The 13,833-nt window shown below is 68.8% G+C and carries 15 protein-coding genes; 4 read left to right on the forward strand and 11 right to left on the reverse strand.

All coding sequences use genetic code 11. The features are described from left to right. The first annotated feature begins 1 nt into the window (after position 1). Together ACQEVY_RS21415 and ACQEVY_RS21420 are read left to right on the forward strand one after the other, a co-directional pair. The gene (locus ACQEVY_RS21415) at positions 2-844 is read left to right on the forward strand and encodes a transglutaminase family protein (protein WP_432950869.1); all 843 of its coding nucleotides are present in this window, start codon (positions 2-4) and stop codon (positions 842-844) included. A 66-nt stretch (positions 845-910) separates the two neighbouring features. After that, positions 911-1,186: a DUF1876 domain-containing protein gene (locus ACQEVY_RS21420; RefSeq protein ID WP_432950871.1), complete on the forward strand. Its 276-nt coding sequence runs from the start codon at positions 911-913 to the stop codon at positions 1,184-1,186. A 118-nt stretch (positions 1,187-1,304) separates the two neighbouring features. Here the strand turns inward: ACQEVY_RS21420 and ACQEVY_RS21425 are convergent, their stop codons facing one another. From ACQEVY_RS21425 to ACQEVY_RS21440, 4 genes are all read right to left on the reverse strand, one after another. Next, positions 1,305-1,952, reverse strand: a complete 648-nt coding sequence (locus tag ACQEVY_RS21425) for a response regulator (protein ID WP_432950873.1) — start codon at positions 1,950-1,952, stop codon at positions 1,305-1,307. Next, positions 1,949-3,010, reverse strand: a complete 1,062-nt coding sequence (locus ACQEVY_RS21430) for an ATP-binding protein (RefSeq protein WP_432950875.1) — start codon at positions 3,008-3,010, stop codon at positions 1,949-1,951. Before ACQEVY_RS21430 ends, ACQEVY_RS21425 begins: the two co-directional genes overlap by 4 nt. Before the next feature lie 40 nt (positions 3,011-3,050). Further along, on the reverse strand, positions 3,051-4,538 hold the full coding sequence (locus ACQEVY_RS21435; protein ID WP_432950877.1) for an alpha/beta hydrolase: 1,488 nt from the start codon (positions 4,536-4,538) through the stop codon (positions 3,051-3,053). A gap of 393 nt (positions 4,539-4,931) precedes the next feature. Next, positions 4,932-6,035: a sugar ABC transporter substrate-binding protein gene (locus ACQEVY_RS21440; RefSeq protein ID WP_432955329.1), complete on the reverse strand. Its 1,104-nt coding sequence runs from the start codon at positions 6,033-6,035 to the stop codon at positions 4,932-4,934. Positions 6,036-6,299: 264 nt separating this feature from the next. Here ACQEVY_RS21440 and ACQEVY_RS21445 point away from each other — a divergent pair, with 264 nt between their 5' ends. Continuing rightward, the gene (locus tag ACQEVY_RS21445) at positions 6,300-6,866 is read left to right on the forward strand and encodes a dihydrofolate reductase family protein (protein WP_432950879.1); all 567 of its coding nucleotides are present in this window, start codon (positions 6,300-6,302) and stop codon (positions 6,864-6,866) included. On the opposite strand, the gene ACQEVY_RS21450 is transcribed toward ACQEVY_RS21445, so the two are convergent. Both ACQEVY_RS21450 and ACQEVY_RS21455 read right to left on the reverse strand, forming a co-directional pair. Further along, on the reverse strand, positions 6,851-7,282 hold the full coding sequence (locus ACQEVY_RS21450; protein ID WP_432950881.1) for a hypothetical protein: 432 nt from the start codon (positions 7,280-7,282) through the stop codon (positions 6,851-6,853). The two genes, ACQEVY_RS21445 and ACQEVY_RS21450, sit on opposite strands and share 16 nt — an antisense overlap. A gap of 44 nt (positions 7,283-7,326) precedes the next feature. Next, entirely contained in the window at positions 7,327-7,779 is a 453-nt protein-coding gene (locus tag ACQEVY_RS21455) for a helix-turn-helix domain-containing protein (protein ID WP_432950883.1), read from the reverse strand. A gap of 404 nt (positions 7,780-8,183) precedes the next feature. On the opposite strand from ACQEVY_RS21455, the gene ACQEVY_RS21460 reads away from it, so the two are divergent. Further along, positions 8,184-8,438 carry a hypothetical protein gene (locus ACQEVY_RS21460; protein ID WP_033322076.1) on the forward strand — a complete coding sequence of 85 codons (255 nt, stop codon included), beginning with the start codon at positions 8,184-8,186 and terminating at the stop codon, positions 8,436-8,438. A 31-nt stretch (positions 8,439-8,469) separates the two neighbouring features. Here ACQEVY_RS21460 and ACQEVY_RS21465 read toward each other — a convergent pair whose 3' ends face one another. The 5 genes from ACQEVY_RS21465 to dnaK form a co-directional block, all read right to left on the reverse strand. Next, positions 8,470-8,979, reverse strand: a complete 510-nt coding sequence (locus ACQEVY_RS21465; RefSeq protein ID WP_432950886.1) for a hypothetical protein — start codon at positions 8,977-8,979, stop codon at positions 8,470-8,472. 114 nt (positions 8,980-9,093) lie between these two features. Next, positions 9,094-9,543, reverse strand: a complete 450-nt coding sequence (locus ACQEVY_RS21470) for a heat shock protein transcriptional repressor HspR (protein WP_432950888.1) — start codon at positions 9,541-9,543, stop codon at positions 9,094-9,096. Between the two features lie 7 nt (positions 9,544-9,550). Then, positions 9,551-10,747 (reverse strand): molecular chaperone DnaJ, encoded by a 1,197-nt coding sequence (dnaJ, locus tag ACQEVY_RS21475; RefSeq protein WP_432950890.1) that lies wholly within the window; start codon positions 10,745-10,747, stop codon positions 9,551-9,553. Between the two features lie 75 nt (positions 10,748-10,822). Then, entirely contained in the window at positions 10,823-11,530 is a 708-nt protein-coding gene (grpE, locus tag ACQEVY_RS21480) for a nucleotide exchange factor GrpE (protein ID WP_432950892.1), read from the reverse strand. Beyond that, positions 11,527-13,389, reverse strand: coding sequence for a molecular chaperone DnaK (gene dnaK / locus ACQEVY_RS21485; RefSeq protein WP_432950894.1), 1,863 nt, complete (start codon positions 13,387-13,389; stop codon positions 11,527-11,529). The genes grpE and dnaK overlap by 4 nt, the downstream gene beginning before the upstream one ends. Positions 13,390-13,833: the final 444 nt, after the last annotated feature.

The raw sequence follows: 13,833 nt of genomic DNA on the forward strand, positions 1-13,833 counted from the left end.
CATGACGCGCAGACTCCGCATCCGTCACACCACGAAGGTGTCGTACGCCCAGGCCGCGGTCTCCTCCCACAACGAGGTCCGCATGACGCCGCTGACGCTCCCGACCCAGACCACGCTGGACGCCCGCGTCCTGGTGAACCCGTCCACGCCGACCTGGTCGTACTGGGACTACTGGGGCACCCAGGTCACCGGCTTCGACCTGATGGAACCGCACGCGGACCTGACGATCACGGCGGTGAGCCTGGTGGAGACGGCCCCGCCGAGCGGGCTCCAGGCTGCCCCGGCCTGGGCGGAGGTGGCCGAACTGGTCGCGAAGTCCCGCCTGTTGGAGTACGCGGCGCCGACCTCCCGTACGACCATGCCCGACGCACTCGTCGAGCGGGCCCGGGCCGCCGCGGCCGGACTCGACCCGCACGAGACGGCGGTGGCGGTGTCGTCCATGGTCGCCGACCACGTCAGGTACATCCCGGGCTCCACCGGTGTGAACACCGCCGCCGCCGAGGCCTGGGAACAGGGCGCTGGCGTCTGCCAGGACATCGCGCACCTGACGGCGGGGCTGCTGCGTGCGCTCGGCCTGCCCACCCGCTATGTCTCCGGCTACCTGCACCCCGAACGCGACGCGGAACTCCACCGCCCCGTCGAAGGCCAGAGCCACGCCTGGGTCGAGTACTGGGCGGGCGACTGGACCGGCTACGACCCCACCAACCGCGTCCGTGTCGACGAGTCCCATGTGGTCGTGGGCAGGGGCCGCGACTACGACGACGTGACGCCGCACAAGGGTGTGTACCGGGGAGTGGCGGGAGGGCCACCGGAGGTGACGGTGGAGTTCACGCGGGTGGCGTAGGAGGGGCAGGCGGGCGGATCCTGTTGGTGGTAGCTGTAGCCGGCGCTGTCTCCGGAGGTGATCGCGATGACGCACACGGCTGTCGGATGGCACGTGGAGCTGGAATTCGAGGAGGACGAGCAGCGCACCCGCGCCGCCGCCCTCGTACGACTCCGCGACGGAAGCGAGGTACGGGCCCACGGCTACGCCAAACGCCACCCCTCCGACTCCAACCAGCCGAGGGTGGGCGAAGAGGTGGCAGGAGCCAGGGCCCTCAACGAACTGGCCATGAAACTCCTGACCAAGGCCCATGACGAGATCGACGAGGTCTCGGGGCGTACGTCACATCCATTGACTCCGTGACCTGGCACGCGGCAGATCCCGCACCAGACCGCGCGCCCTCAGCCCCGCTTCGGGCCCGTGATCGCCTCACCGATCGCGAAGCCCTTGGCGGGGCCTTCGGGGATGGTGAGGGGCGCTGTCAGAGGAGTCTGCGGGCACGTGCCCAGCGGGACAGCTCCCGGCGATTCGACAGCTGCAGTTTGCGCAGGATCGCGGCTGCGTGTGTTTCGACGGTACGGCTGGAGATGGAGAGCCGTGTGCCGACTTCTTTGTACGTGTAGCCGGCCGCGACGAGGCGGAGTACGTCGCGCTCGCGTGGGGTGAGCTCGTCGAGTTCGGGATCGAGTCCGGCTGGTGCACGGCCACCGAGGAGGTCGAGGACGAAGCCGGCGAGGTACGGGGAGAAGTACGCGTCTCCCGCATGCACTCGGCGGATCGCTTCGGCAAGCTCGGGTCCGCTGATCGCTTTGGTCACGTAGCCGCGTGCACCGCCACGGATGACCGCGATGACGTCCTCGGCGGCGTCCGATACCGACAAGGCCAGGAACCGCACGCCCGGCTGAACGGGAACCACGGCTTCCAGGACCGCCCGCCCGCCCCCACCCGGCAAGTGCACGTCGAGCAGCACGACATCGGGGACTGTGGCGTGAATCCGCTCGATCGCCGAGTCGACATCGGACGCTTCGCCGACGATCTCGATGGTGTCGGCGAATTCACCGAGCTCGGCGCGTACTCCGGACCGCACCACAGCGTGGTCGTCGACGACAACGACGTGGATGGCGGTCATACGCGGACCGGCACCGGCATGCGGATCTCCACCTCCGTACCTTCGCCGGGTGCGGACCGAATCGAGGCCGTGCCGCCGTTTCTGCGTATCCGGTCGGTGATCGAGTCGGCGATCCCTCGCCGGTCGGAGGCCTTGCCGTCGACATCGGCGGTTGTCGGGTCGAAGCCGCGCCCGCGGTCGCGTACCAGTACCAGGATCTGCGTGCTGTCGGGGGTGCGCCCCGGTCCCGTGGGACTGTCACGGCTCTCACCGGCCTCGGCGTAGACCGAGACGCGGCGTACGCCGGCGTGCTTGGCGGCGTTGGTCAGGGCTTCACGCACCGCGCCGACAACGGCTTTTGCCGATTCGTCGAGCGCTCTGGTGCCGACGCACACGAGCTCGACGACGGTGGCGTACTGATCCTCGATATCGGCGGCCAGTGCGCGGAGCGCGGCAGCGAAGTCGGCGACCTCGGCGTCCGATGGCGCGTCCGATGGCCTGTCGGACGGGCTGTCCGACGGCCGGTACAGCCATGTCCGTAGCTCGCGCTCCGTGCGTCGGGCGATGCGCAGAACGTCGGGGTCGTCGGACTTCTTCTGGATCAGGGTCAATGCCTGGAGGACGGAGTCGTGCAGGTGCGCTGCCACATCGGCCCGCTCCTCGGCTCGTACCCGTCCGGCGCGCTCCCGGGCGACTGCCCGGGTGAGGACGAAGATCCACGGGAGGATCACACCGCCGACGATTCCCAGGACCCCGGCCATCAGGATGGCCAGCATCACCACGGGGTACCGGTCGGACTCCGACCGCAGCAGCAGGCCGACCGTCGTTCCCGTCGCCGCCAGACCGCCGGTGATCAGACCGGCCCGGCGCAGCAGCCGGAACGCCTCTGGCTCGGCCGGCAGCCGCCTGGCGACGAGAGCCACCCACGGAATCACCGCCAGCCCGATGACCGCCACGAAGAGGCCGATCATCACGGGCAGCCCGGGCGGCGCGGTGTTCCCGATCAGCCATGCCAATGCCGCCAGAAGGGCCAGGCCGACTCCTCCCAGGCCGATCAGAACTCTGGTGGGCAGTCGCATGGGTTCGATCCTAGGCTCGTCGGTTGGTGCCCAACGTGGGTCAGTTTCCGTCGGCCGTGCCGGCGGGCTTGTCCCTGGTGCAGGTGATGTCCTTCGCGGGCAGGTCGCCGTCGAGGAGGTAGCGGTCGACGGCGGCGTCCACGCAGGGGAGGCCTTGGAACCAGAGGTATACGCCGTGTTCGCCGTCGTCTTTCTGGGTGACCATCCGGGAGCCGGTCAGAGCGCGGTGCATGGCCAACTGGCCGGAGTAGGGCGTGGTCGTGTCCTGGGTCGAGCCGACGATCAAGGCCTGTGCGTTGTTGTGGACCTTGGTGGGTGGCTCTACGGGGCTTGTCGGCCAGAACGTGCACGGGCTGACGTTGCGTTTGGGCGGTCCGTAGAACGGCTCGTCGGCGAGGTGTGCCTGGATGTCGCGGTAGTAGGTCTCAGGGTCACGCGAGACCGCCCGGTCCGCGCACCACGAGGCCACCATGGCGCTCTCCCCCTCGGCCACCTTGTGGGAGAGGGTCTCGGCCAGGAACTGGTCGTCCTGCGGCGTGGGCTTGGCCTCCTTCCCGCGGGCGGCGTCGAGGAACAGCTTCAGGGTGGGCGTCATCTGGGTGTAGGACGTCGGGTCGTCGAAGTCCGCGCCTATGGGGAAGCTGCGGAGGTTGTTGGCGTTGATGCGGTGGCGGCCGATGCGCAGTGTGCGGTCCTGGTCGGCCACCTTCCGGTAGTGGTCGAAGGTGGCCAGGACCTGACCGGTGGTGGTGCCCAGGTGGTAGCGGTCATCGTGACGGGCCGCCCAGGCCGCCCACTTACGCAGCGCCGCGTGCTGGACCGTACCGGCCTCCTTGTTGAAGGCGGGCCAGGTGCGGGGGTCGGGGGAGCTGTCCAGCACGGTCCGGTCCAGGCGGCCGGGGAACATCTGGCTGTAGACCGAGCCCAGATAGGCGCCGAAGGACCAGCCCAGATAGGAGATCTTCTTCTCGCCCAGTGCGGCCCGGATCACGTCCATGTCGCGGGCGATGTTGCGAGTGGACAGGTGGGGCAGCACCTTCTGGTGCTTGGCGCAGCGCGCGGCCAGGTCCTTGTTGAGCGCGACACTGCGCTTGAAGCTGCGCCGGTCCGGGCCGACCCACGCGGCGTCGTTCTTGGTCCGGGACGGCCAGCCGCACTCCAGCACGCTGCCGCGGCTGGATGCCATGAACCGCGGGTCCATCGCCACCAGGTCGTAGCGGGAAGCGACCTTCGGCGAGCCCTTGGGGATGATCGGCTCCACGCCTCCGGCCACCCAGTTGATCCCGCTCTTGGACTCGCCCGGTCCACCGGTGTTGAGCATCAGGGTGCCGAGCCTGCGGCCCTGGTCGGTGGCCTCGCGCCGTGCGATGGACACCTTGACCGTACGTCCGTCCGGCTTGCGGTAGTCCAACGGCACTGTGATTTCAGCGCACTTCGCCTTAACGGCCTCCAACTGCTTGCCGATCTCGTCCTCGGCGCCGGACGTGCAGCGATGCCAGTCGATCTTCTGCTGCCCGAACCTGGCCACGGCCGGCCGGTCGTCGGCCGCGCCATCCGCTGATGCACCAGCCCCTGCCGTCCCGACCGCCCATGGCCCCGAATTCAAGGCGAACACCCCACCGGTCGCCGCTACGGTCATCACGATCCCGGCCACAACCATCCTTGGCCCGCGCATCACAGCTCCCCGCACTGGTCCACGGAACCGGCGACGAGGTGATGCCCCTGGCACCTGCAAAAAGGTCTTCAGTCATGCCCACCAACCTCGGCCATCTGGCAGGTCGGGACATCCGTAAGCACCCCGCGAAAATCCCGTAGACCACGGGGTGGTGCTGTGACCGCGCAGGTTCGCCGGGGTCGCGCTCAGGCTGCGATGGCGAGGGGGCGTCTCAAGGGCGAGGGCTGAAGCTCCGCTCCACAGCCCTTACTTCTTCAGGCCGATCTCCTCGCAAGCCGCCTCGTACTTCGCAGTGCAGATGTCCGAGACCGTGTAGATGCCGTCGTCGATGACCGTGTCCTGGATGTTGTCCTTCGTCAGGGGGGAGACGAGGACTAGGTGGGCCGGGATGTCCTTGGTCGTCGGGCTGTCTACCTTGTCGCGGGTCAGGGCGTCGAACTCGATGTCCCAGCCGTGGGCTCGGGCGACGGCCAGTTCGGCGGCGGTTTCGGCCTCTTCGGGGTAGGGCTTGTAGACGCTCATGTACTGCTCGCCGGAGACGATGCGCTGGACCGCCTCGAGTTCCGCGTCCTGGCCGGTGATCGGCGGGAGGTCGGTGACGCCGGCCGCCTTCAGGGCGGAGACGATGCCGCCGGCCATGCCGTCGTTGGCGGAGTACACGCCGTCGATGTTCTCGGCGCCGATGGAGGAGATCGCAGCCATCATGTTGGCCCGCGCGTTCGACGGCTTCCAGTCCTTGGTGTCGTACTGCTTGGCGATGGTCACCTTGTCGTTGAGTTCGGCGAGGGCGGCCTTCTTGAACTGGGCCGCGTTCGGGTCGGTGAGCGCGCCGTTCATCATGACGATCTTCTCGGCCTTGCCGCCGTCCAGGGCCTCGGCGAGCGCCCGGCCCTGCACCTCTCCGACCTGCTGGCTGTCGAAGGAGATGTACGCGTCGATGGGACCCTGCGCCAGCCGGTCGTACGCGATGACGGGGATGTCCGCGTCCTTCGCCTTCTGTACGCCGTCCGCGATGTCCTTGGCGTCCACCGCGTCCAGGAGCACCACGTCGACCTTGTCGTCGATCATCTGCTGGAGCTGCAGCTTCTGCTCGCCCGCGTCCCCGTCGGCATTGGCGTACTCGACCCTGCCCTGGCCCTTGGTCAGCTCGTCGACCGTCTTCTTGATGATGGGGTGGTCGAACTGGTCGTAGCGCTGGTTCGCCTTCTCCGGCAGCAGCAGGCCCACCGTGATGTCGTCGCCCTTGGTCGGCTCGGCCGACGCGCCCTCCGTATCGCTGTCGAGCACTCCACACGAGGCGAGCGAGAGAGTCAGGGTGGACACGGCCAGAGTTATGGCGATACGACGCATACGGCTGTTCACTTAATGGTGCCTTCCGAACGAGAGCGCAGATTTGCGACCCAGGTGACAAAAAGCCAACGCCCACGTGTCTAAAGCGTCAAGGAATTCTGGTTAACGAGATCGCATCAGCACGCTGCGTGGTCGTTGTGAAGACACAGAGGTGAGTATCTGGAGGGTCGGCGTGCAGAGATGAAGCGTACGTGGTGGCCTGTCTATCGGCAGTTCACCCATCCCCCGCCACCGCGTTCACCATCTGCAAGCCCGGGAGTCCCGATGCGCAAGATCACACTGGCCATGGCCGTGACCCTCGACGGCTTCTTCGAGGGCCCGAATCGCGAGATCGACTGGCATCTGGTCGACGAGGAAGTGCACCGCCACCACAACGAGCGCATCAAGCCGATGGGCGGCTTCCTGTTCGGGCGGGTGGTGTACGAGCTGATGTCCGGTTACTGGACGACTGCCGGCCAGGACCCCTCGCCTCCGGAGACCGAACGGGCGTTCGCGGCCATCTACCGGGACATGCCGAAGATCGTGTACTCCCGCACGCTTCCCCCGGGTCCCGCCGAAGGGAACACGACCGTCGTGCCGGAGGTCGTACCCGAGGAGGTCAGGGCCCTCAAGGAGCAGCCCGGCGGTGACCTCGGGGTCGGCGGCGCGGAGCTCGCCGCGGAGTTCCGGCGACACGACCTGATCGACGAGTACTGGCTCTACGTCAACCCGGTCATCCTGGGCCGCGGACGCCCCCTGTTCCCGGAATCGGACGCCACCACCCACCTCCGCCTCGCCGACACCCACACCTTCGGCAACGGGGTGGTGCTGCTGCGCTACGAGCGGCCCTGACCGTCGTCCGAGGGACCTTCCGAAGGGCGTTCCGGGAAGCGGAGGAGTCGGGCCGGCGGGGGCGGGAAGTGCTCGCTGTCGGGGTGCTGGCGCCGGACGTCGTCGTCGGTACGGGAGTTGGGGCCGGGCTCGGGACGAGCTTCGGTGTGGGCGCCGGTGTTGACCTCGGGACGGGCGTCGGTGTGAGCGCCGGTGTTGGCCTCGGAGCCCGATGGTGCGGTCGCGCGGGCGTGTTCGTGCCAGCCGGCGCGGAACCAGTTCAGCTGTTGCCGTTGGAGTTCGTCCTCGGTGAGTACGCGGACGCCCTCCGGGCCGGCCGCCCGGAGCTTCTCGCCGAGTCCGATGAGCAGTTCGCCCACCAGCCTGGAGACGCGTTCCGCCTCGTCACCGCGGCCGTCGCCGCCCGGATTCCTCATGCCGTACTCCTCGGCTCCCTCGCGCCACTCCCTCGGCCCTCCCGTCAGGCGCCCTCCGGCAGGAACTGCCTCGCCACCTTGGCGAACAACTCCCGCAGTTCGGGCGGAACACCCATCCTGCGAGCCGCCTCCTCGGGACTCAGCTCCGCATGAGCGACCCCCGGCGCCGGGTGCTCGCCGCCCGCGACGACCGGCAGGTCGTCCTCCGACAGCCGACCGGAGCGGATGAGCATCTCGCGCAGCGGCACGCCCAGTACGGCCGCGATACGCCGCATCGTCTCCAGGTCCGGCATGGACTGACGCTGCAACAGCCGGCTCACGGCGGCCCGATGCACCCCGGCATCGTCCGCGAGCTTCGAACGACCGCCCCCACGCGGGCTGTCGATGTCGTAACCACGGCCGCGCAGCAGATCCTCGATCCAGCCGGCGAACTCCTCGAGCCCCTCGGCCCGGTATCTGCGATCTGTACGGGCATCGGCCCGTGAGCTGGAACGCATATGTCCGCTCTCCCCTCGTCGCGCGGACAACGTACCGAGCGCCCTCGCACCAAGGTGTGTGCGCGCTCGCGCGTAACTGTGGAGATTCGGCAACCGCCCTGATCCATGCGGCAGTTGATGTACGGCCTGGAGCGTCACCATCGCGCCCACCTCCACGGAGGGTAGTCACTTGCGTACGCGCTCGCACCATGCGAGTCTATTCGCTCGCTCTTCGTCATCGAACATATGTTCCCACACTCGGAGCGACGAAGACCGGAGAAGAGCGCAGAAGAACGCAGGAACGCAGAAGAGCGGCGAAGGCCGAGGAGACGAGGAGAGAGGAGCGACCACGATGACCGAAGCCAAGCGCAGAGCGTTTCGTACGGACAGGCTGCTGCGCGAGGACGCCGGGACGGAGGCCGACCATGACGACGACTGAGGCCGACGAGGTCGCGCTGGAGCTGGAACGCCTGCGCCGCTCGGTCGACGTCGGCTTCGCCACCACCCGTGGCGACCTGGCCCTCCTCCTCCAGCGCGCCGACCAGACGGACAAGACCCTCGACGAACACGAGACCCGCCTCGAAGCCCTGGAACGCGCCCGCTGGCCCCTGCCGTCCCTGGCAGCCCTCACGTCCTGCATCGCCCTGGCGGTGACGCTGTGGCAGGCGGCGGGGCGGTAGGCCCGCGATGCGGGAGTGGGTTCGAGACCGCTTACGGAAGCCGGCTCACCTCGATCCACTCCCGCAGCAGCCCCTCCCGCTCCGCCGCCCGAGGCGACCCGTCCTCCTGTGCACGCCCCCACTGGGCCATGGCGGCCAACGTCGCCCGCAGGGTGGCCTCGCCCGCCGCCAGGTGCGACAGGAGCGTCAGCGAGAGGTCGTACTCCTCCTGGGAGTACCAGGCCACCGCCGCGTACGCCGTCAACTCGGCGTCCTTGTCGACCGTTTCGATCGATACGGTCATCGTGGGCGCCTCGTCCGGCCAGGACGCCGCCGCAAGCGCCATCTCCAGCAGAGCGCCCGCCTGGCGCCTGAGGGACTTCACCGGTACATCGTTGACCGTCAGTGCGCGGACGTCGTCCCACGGCCACAGTCCCGATTGCCGGTCACCGAGGGCCACGACCCCCTCCGGCGTCAGCCGCACCCCCGGGGCGAGCCCGGACGGCTTCGCCCCCACATACACATCGCCCTCGGCGATCCAGAACAGCCCCACCATGGCCATGGGAAAGCTCCATTCCCCCAGTGAATCCAGTAGTCGGACAGATGATCGCAGCATGCGAACGGGAACGGGCCCGGAGGTTCAACCTCCGGGCCCGTCAACGCTGTTGCGCTGTCCCTAGTCCGACTGCTGGCGCTTCGGCCGCCAGACCACCAGCGCGCTCGTCTGCTGGACGTCCTGGTACGGGACCAGGTCGCGGCGGTACGAGGCGTGGACCGCGGCCTCGCGCTGCTGCATCGCGGCGGCGGCGCCGTCCAGGGCCGCCTCCAGCTCCGCTACGCGGGACTGCAGCGCGGCGACCTGGTTCTCCAGTTCGATGATGCGCTTGATGCCGGCCAGGTTGATGCCCTCGTCCTGCGACAACTGCTGGACCGTGCGCAGCAGTTCGATGTCGCGGGCCGAGTAGCGCCGGCCCCGCCCGGCCGTGCGGTCGGGGGAGACCAGGCCGAGGCGGTCGTACTGGCGCAGGGTCTGGGGGTGCAGACCGGAGAGCTGGGCCGCCACCGAGATGACGTACACCGGGGTTTCCTCGGTCAGCTCGTACGGGTTGCGTCGACGGCCATCCATGGTCTCCTCATGCTCCCTTCGCCGCCTGGAACAGCTCGGCCCGCGGATCCTCGCCCGCGGTCGCCTCGCGGTACGCCTCGAGCGCGTCACGCGCCTTGCCCGACACGTCCTTGGGGACCGCGACCTCGACGGTGACCAGCAGGTCGCCGCGGGTGCCGTCCTTGCGGACCGCGCCCTTGCCGCGGGCGCGCATCGTCCGCCCGTTGGGCGTGCCCGGCGGCAGTTTCAGGGTGACCGGCGGACCGCCCAGAGTCGGCACCCGGACCTCCCCGCCCAGCGCCGCCTCGGCGAACGTCACCGGCACCGTCACCGTGAGGTTGTCGCCCCTGCGGCCGAAGACCGGGTGGGCGCCCACATGCACGATGACGTACAAGTCGCCCGCAGGACCGCCCCGTTCACCCGGTGCGCCCTTGCCGCGCAGCCGGATCCGCTGGCCGTCGCTGACGCCCGCGGGGATCCGTACCTGCATCGTGCGCGAGGACTTGGCGCGGCCGCTGCCCTTGCAGATCTCGCAGGGGGTCTCCGCGAGCAGACCGCGGCCCTTGCAGTCGGGGCACGGGTCGGTGAGCGAGAAACCGCCGCCCGAACCGCGCGCCACCTGCCCCGTGCCGACGCACGTCGAGCACACGCGCGGTGTGCCGTTCGCGTCGCCGGTGCCGGAACAGGCCTTGCAGGGTGACTGGGAGGACATCCGCAGCGGAACGGTCGCGCCGTCCACCGCCTCCGTGAAGCTCAGCGTGACCTCGGACTCGATGTCCTGGCCGCGCCTGGGCTGCGTACGCGTGCCGGTGCCCGTGGCGCCGCCCCGGTTGAACAGGCCCCCGAAGACGTCACCGAGGCCGCCACCGAATCCGCCGCCGGCGCCGCCCGCCCCGCCCTGGCCGGGTGCGCCTCCGAAGAGGTCGCCCAGGTCGAAGTTGAACGTGCCGCCGGCGCCCGCGCCGGGGCCCGGCCTGAAGCCGCCGTTGCCGAAGAGGGTGCGCGCCTCGTCGTACTCTTTGCGCTTCTTGGGGTCCCCGAGGATGTCGTTCGCCTCGGAGATCTCCTTGAAGCGCTCCTCGGCCTTGTCGTTCCCCTTGTTGGCGTCCGGGTGGTACTCGCGAGCGAGCTTCCGGTACGCCTTCTTGATCTCGGCCTCGGTGGCGTCCTTGGGGACGCCGAGGACCTTGTAGTAGTCCTTCTCGATGAAGTCCTTGGTGCTCATCCTCGACGTCCCTCCTTCCTTCTCACGCGCCGTACGGTCCGTACGTTCATTCGTACGCCCCCTACGTCGCGGACGTCAGCCCTCCTCCGGGCCACCGTTCTCCTTGTCCTCGGCCGGCGACTGCGAGGATTCCGCCTCGTCGGCCTTGACGGTCTGCGCGCCCGGCTGCGGCTCGGCGACCGCCACCCGCGCGGGGCGGATGGTGCGCTCGCCGAAGCGATACCCCGGCTGCAGAATCGCCACGCACGTCGTCTCCGTGACGTCCGGGGCGTAACTGTGCATCAGGGCCTCGTGGATCGTCGGGTCGAAGGGCTCGCCCTCCTTGCCGAACTGCTGGAGGCCCAGCTTCGCCGCGACGGTCTCCAGCGACTCGGCCACCGACTTGAAGCCGCCGACCAGTTCGCCGTGATCCCGCGCGCGCCCGATGTCGTCGAGTACGGGCAGGAGCTCGGTCAGGAGGTTCGCGATGGCGATCTCCTTGACCTGGATCCGGTCCCGCTCGACCCGGCGGCGGTAGTTCTGGTACTCCGCCTGGAGCCGCTGGAGGTCCGCCGTGCGCTCACCGAGCGCCGTACGCACCTGGTCCAGCTGCGCCGTCAGAGCCGCCGTCTGCTGTGCTGCCTGCTGGGCTGCTGCCGCGTCCCCGGCCGGGGCCGCCCCCTCCTGAGGGGCGGCCTTCGGCTCCGCGTCATCAGAGGTGGCGCCGGAAGGGACGTCGGGCTGCTGCTGAGGCTGCGCCTGCTGCGGCTGCTGCTCGTCGAAGCCCGGGGTCTCCTCCGTCACGCGGCACCGTCCTTCCGGTCCTCGTCGACGATCTCGGCGTCGACGACATCGTCGTCGGCCTTGGCCTGCGCGCCACCCTCGGCGGCACCCTCAGGACCGCCCGGACCGCCCGCGGCCTGCGCGCCCTGAGCGTCGGCGTACATGGCCTGGCCCACCTTCTGCGAGACCGCGGCGACCTTCTCGGTGGCCGTGCGGATCTCGGCGGTGTCCTCGCCCTTGAGCGCGGTCTTCAGCTCCTCGACGGCGGTCTCGACCTCGGTCTTGACCTCGCCGGGGACCTTGTCCTCGTTGTCCTTGAGGAACTTCTCCGTCTGGTAGACGAGCTGCTCGCCCTGGTTGCGGGACTCGGCGGCCTCGCGGCGCTTGTGGTCCTCGTCCGCGTACTGCTCGGCCTCCTGGCGCATCCGGTCGACCTCGTCCTTCGGCAGCGAGGAGCCGCCGGTGACGGTCATCTTCTGCTCCTTGCCCGTGCCAAGGTCCTTGGCCGTGACGTGCATGATGCCGTTGGCGTCGATGTCGAAGGAGACCTCGATCTGCGGGACACCGCGCGGGGCCGGCGGCAGACCGGTCAGCTCGAACATCCCGAGCTTCTTGTTGTACGCCGCGATCTCGCGCTCGCCCTGGTAGACCTGGATCTGGACGGACGGCTGGTTGTCCTCGGCGGTGGTGAAGATCTCCGAGCGCTTGGTCGGGATCGTCGTGTTCCGCTCGATGAGCTTCGTCATGATGCCGCCCTTGGTCTCGATACCGAGGGACAGCGGGGTCACGTCGAGGAGCAGTACGTCCTTGACCTCGCCCTTGAGGACACCGGCCTGGAGCGCGGCGCCGATGGCGACGACCTCGTCCGGGTTCACACCCTTGTTGGCGTCCTGGCCGGCGGTCAGCTCCTTGACGAGCTCGGCGACGGCGGGCATACGGGTGGAGCCACCGACGAGAACGACGTGGTCGATCTCGCTGAGCTGAATACCGGCGTCCTTGATGACGTTGTGGAACGGCGTCTTGCAGCGCTCCAGAAGGTCGGCCGTCAGCTGCTGGAACTGGGCGCGCGTGAGCTTCTCGTCCAGGTGCAGCGGGCCCTCGGCGGACGCGGTGATGTAGGGCAGGTTGATCGAGGTCTCCGTGGAGGACGACAGCTCGATCTTGGCCTTCTCCGCGGCCTCACGCAGGCGCTGGAGGGCCATCTTGTCCTTGCCCAGGTCCACGCCGTGACCGCTGGCGAACTGCTTCACCAGGTAGTCGACGACGCGCTGGTCCCAGTCGTCACCACCGAGGTGGTTGTCGCCGTTCGTGGCCTTCACCTCGACGACGCCGTCGCCGATCTCGAGCAGCGAGACGTCGAAGGTGCCGCCACCGAGGTCGAAGACGAGGATCGTCTGGTCGTCCTTGTCGAGGCCGTACGCCAGAGCGGCTGCCGTCGGCTCGTTCACGATCCGCAGGACGTTCAGGCCCGCGATCTCGCCGGCCTCCTTGGTGGCCTGGCGCTCCGAGTCGTTGAAGTACGCCGGGACGGTGATGACCGCGTCCGTGACCTTCTCGCCCAGGTACGACTCCGCGTCCCGCTTCAGCTTCTGCAGGATGAACGCGGAGATCTGCTGGGGGTTGAAGGGCTTGTTGTCGAGCTCGATCTTCCAGTCCGTACCCATGTGCCGCTTCACGGAGCGGATGGTCCGGTCTACGTTGGTGACCGCCTGGCGCTTGGCGACCTCGCCGACGAGCACCTCACCGTTCTTGGCGAAGGCGACGACGGACGGCGTGGTCCTGGCGCCCTCGGCGTTGGTGATGACGGTGGGCTCACCGCCCTCCAGAACGCTGACGACGGAGTTAGTCGTGCCCAGGTCGATGCCGACCGCACGTGCCATGGTTGATTCCTCCAGCTGACTTGAGTGGAACAGGCTCAAGTGTGCACGACGCTGACCGCTGGGTCAAAAGGGCTGAGTCTGCCCGGCTCAACTTTTATAGGAATCTTACCTTCAGGGGCCGTTGGTTCGCCTACGGGGCGGGTGCCTCCGGCGGTTGGGCGGGTGCGGGTGAGTGGGTGATTGCTCGCGCAGTTCCCCGCGTCCCTAAAAAGCCTGCGGCTCCTGGAGGCGCCCCTTTAGGGGCGCGGGGCTGTGACATTTGCGGCTCCGCCGCGGGGCGCGACCAGCCACGACGGACCCGCAGTCGCCGACAAACCGAACCCACCCACCCCGTAGGCGGCAAGCCGGTTTGCTGAGGTGACCCTGAGCGACACAGATCACCGCGCACCTGGCTACAGTGCGGCGGAAGATATGGGTAGTCTCAGACGGACCGCATAAGTTACC

Origin of the sequence: Streptomyces sp. CA-288835 (genome assembly GCF_050936385.1) — a bacterium.
Lineage (GTDB): Bacteria > Actinomycetota > Actinomycetes > Streptomycetales > Streptomycetaceae > Streptomyces.

Bases quoted from the DNA above. Each gene is read 5' to 3' on its own strand.
- ACQEVY_RS21460 (WP_033322076.1), top strand. From the start codon at position 8,184: ATGACGACGACTGAGGCCGACGAGGTCGCGCTGGAGCTGGAACGCCTG.
- dnaJ (WP_432950890.1), bottom strand. From the start codon at position 10,747: ATGAGCACCAAGGACTTCATCGAGAAGGACTACTACAAGGTCCTCGGC.
- ACQEVY_RS21425 (WP_432950873.1), bottom strand. From the start codon at position 1,952: ATGACCGCCATCCACGTCGTTGTCGTCGACGACCACGCTGTGGTGCGG.
- ACQEVY_RS21455 (WP_432950883.1), bottom strand. From the start codon at position 7,779: ATGCGTTCCAGCTCACGGGCCGATGCCCGTACAGATCGCAGATACCGG.
- dnaK (WP_432950894.1), bottom strand. From the start codon at position 13,389: ATGGCACGTGCGGTCGGCATCGACCTGGGCACGACTAACTCCGTCGTC.
- ACQEVY_RS21430 (WP_432950875.1), bottom strand. From the start codon at position 3,010: ATGCGACTGCCCACCAGAGTTCTGATCGGCCTGGGAGGAGTCGGCCTG.
- ACQEVY_RS21420 (WP_432950871.1), top strand. From the start codon at position 911: ATGACGCACACGGCTGTCGGATGGCACGTGGAGCTGGAATTCGAGGAG.
- ACQEVY_RS21465 (WP_432950886.1), bottom strand. From the start codon at position 8,979: ATGGCCATGGTGGGGCTGTTCTGGATCGCCGAGGGCGATGTGTATGTG.
- ACQEVY_RS21440 (WP_432955329.1), bottom strand. From the start codon at position 6,035: ATGCGTCGTATCGCCATAACTCTGGCCGTGTCCACCCTGACTCTCTCG.
- ACQEVY_RS21445 (WP_432950879.1), top strand. From the start codon at position 6,300: ATGCGCAAGATCACACTGGCCATGGCCGTGACCCTCGACGGCTTCTTC.
- ACQEVY_RS21450 (WP_432950881.1), bottom strand. From the start codon at position 7,282: ATGAGGAATCCGGGCGGCGACGGCCGCGGTGACGAGGCGGAACGCGTC.
- ACQEVY_RS21470 (WP_432950888.1), bottom strand. From the start codon at position 9,543: ATGGATGGCCGTCGACGCAACCCGTACGAGCTGACCGAGGAAACCCCG.
- ACQEVY_RS21415 (WP_432950869.1), top strand. From the start codon at position 2: ATGACGCGCAGACTCCGCATCCGTCACACCACGAAGGTGTCGTACGCC.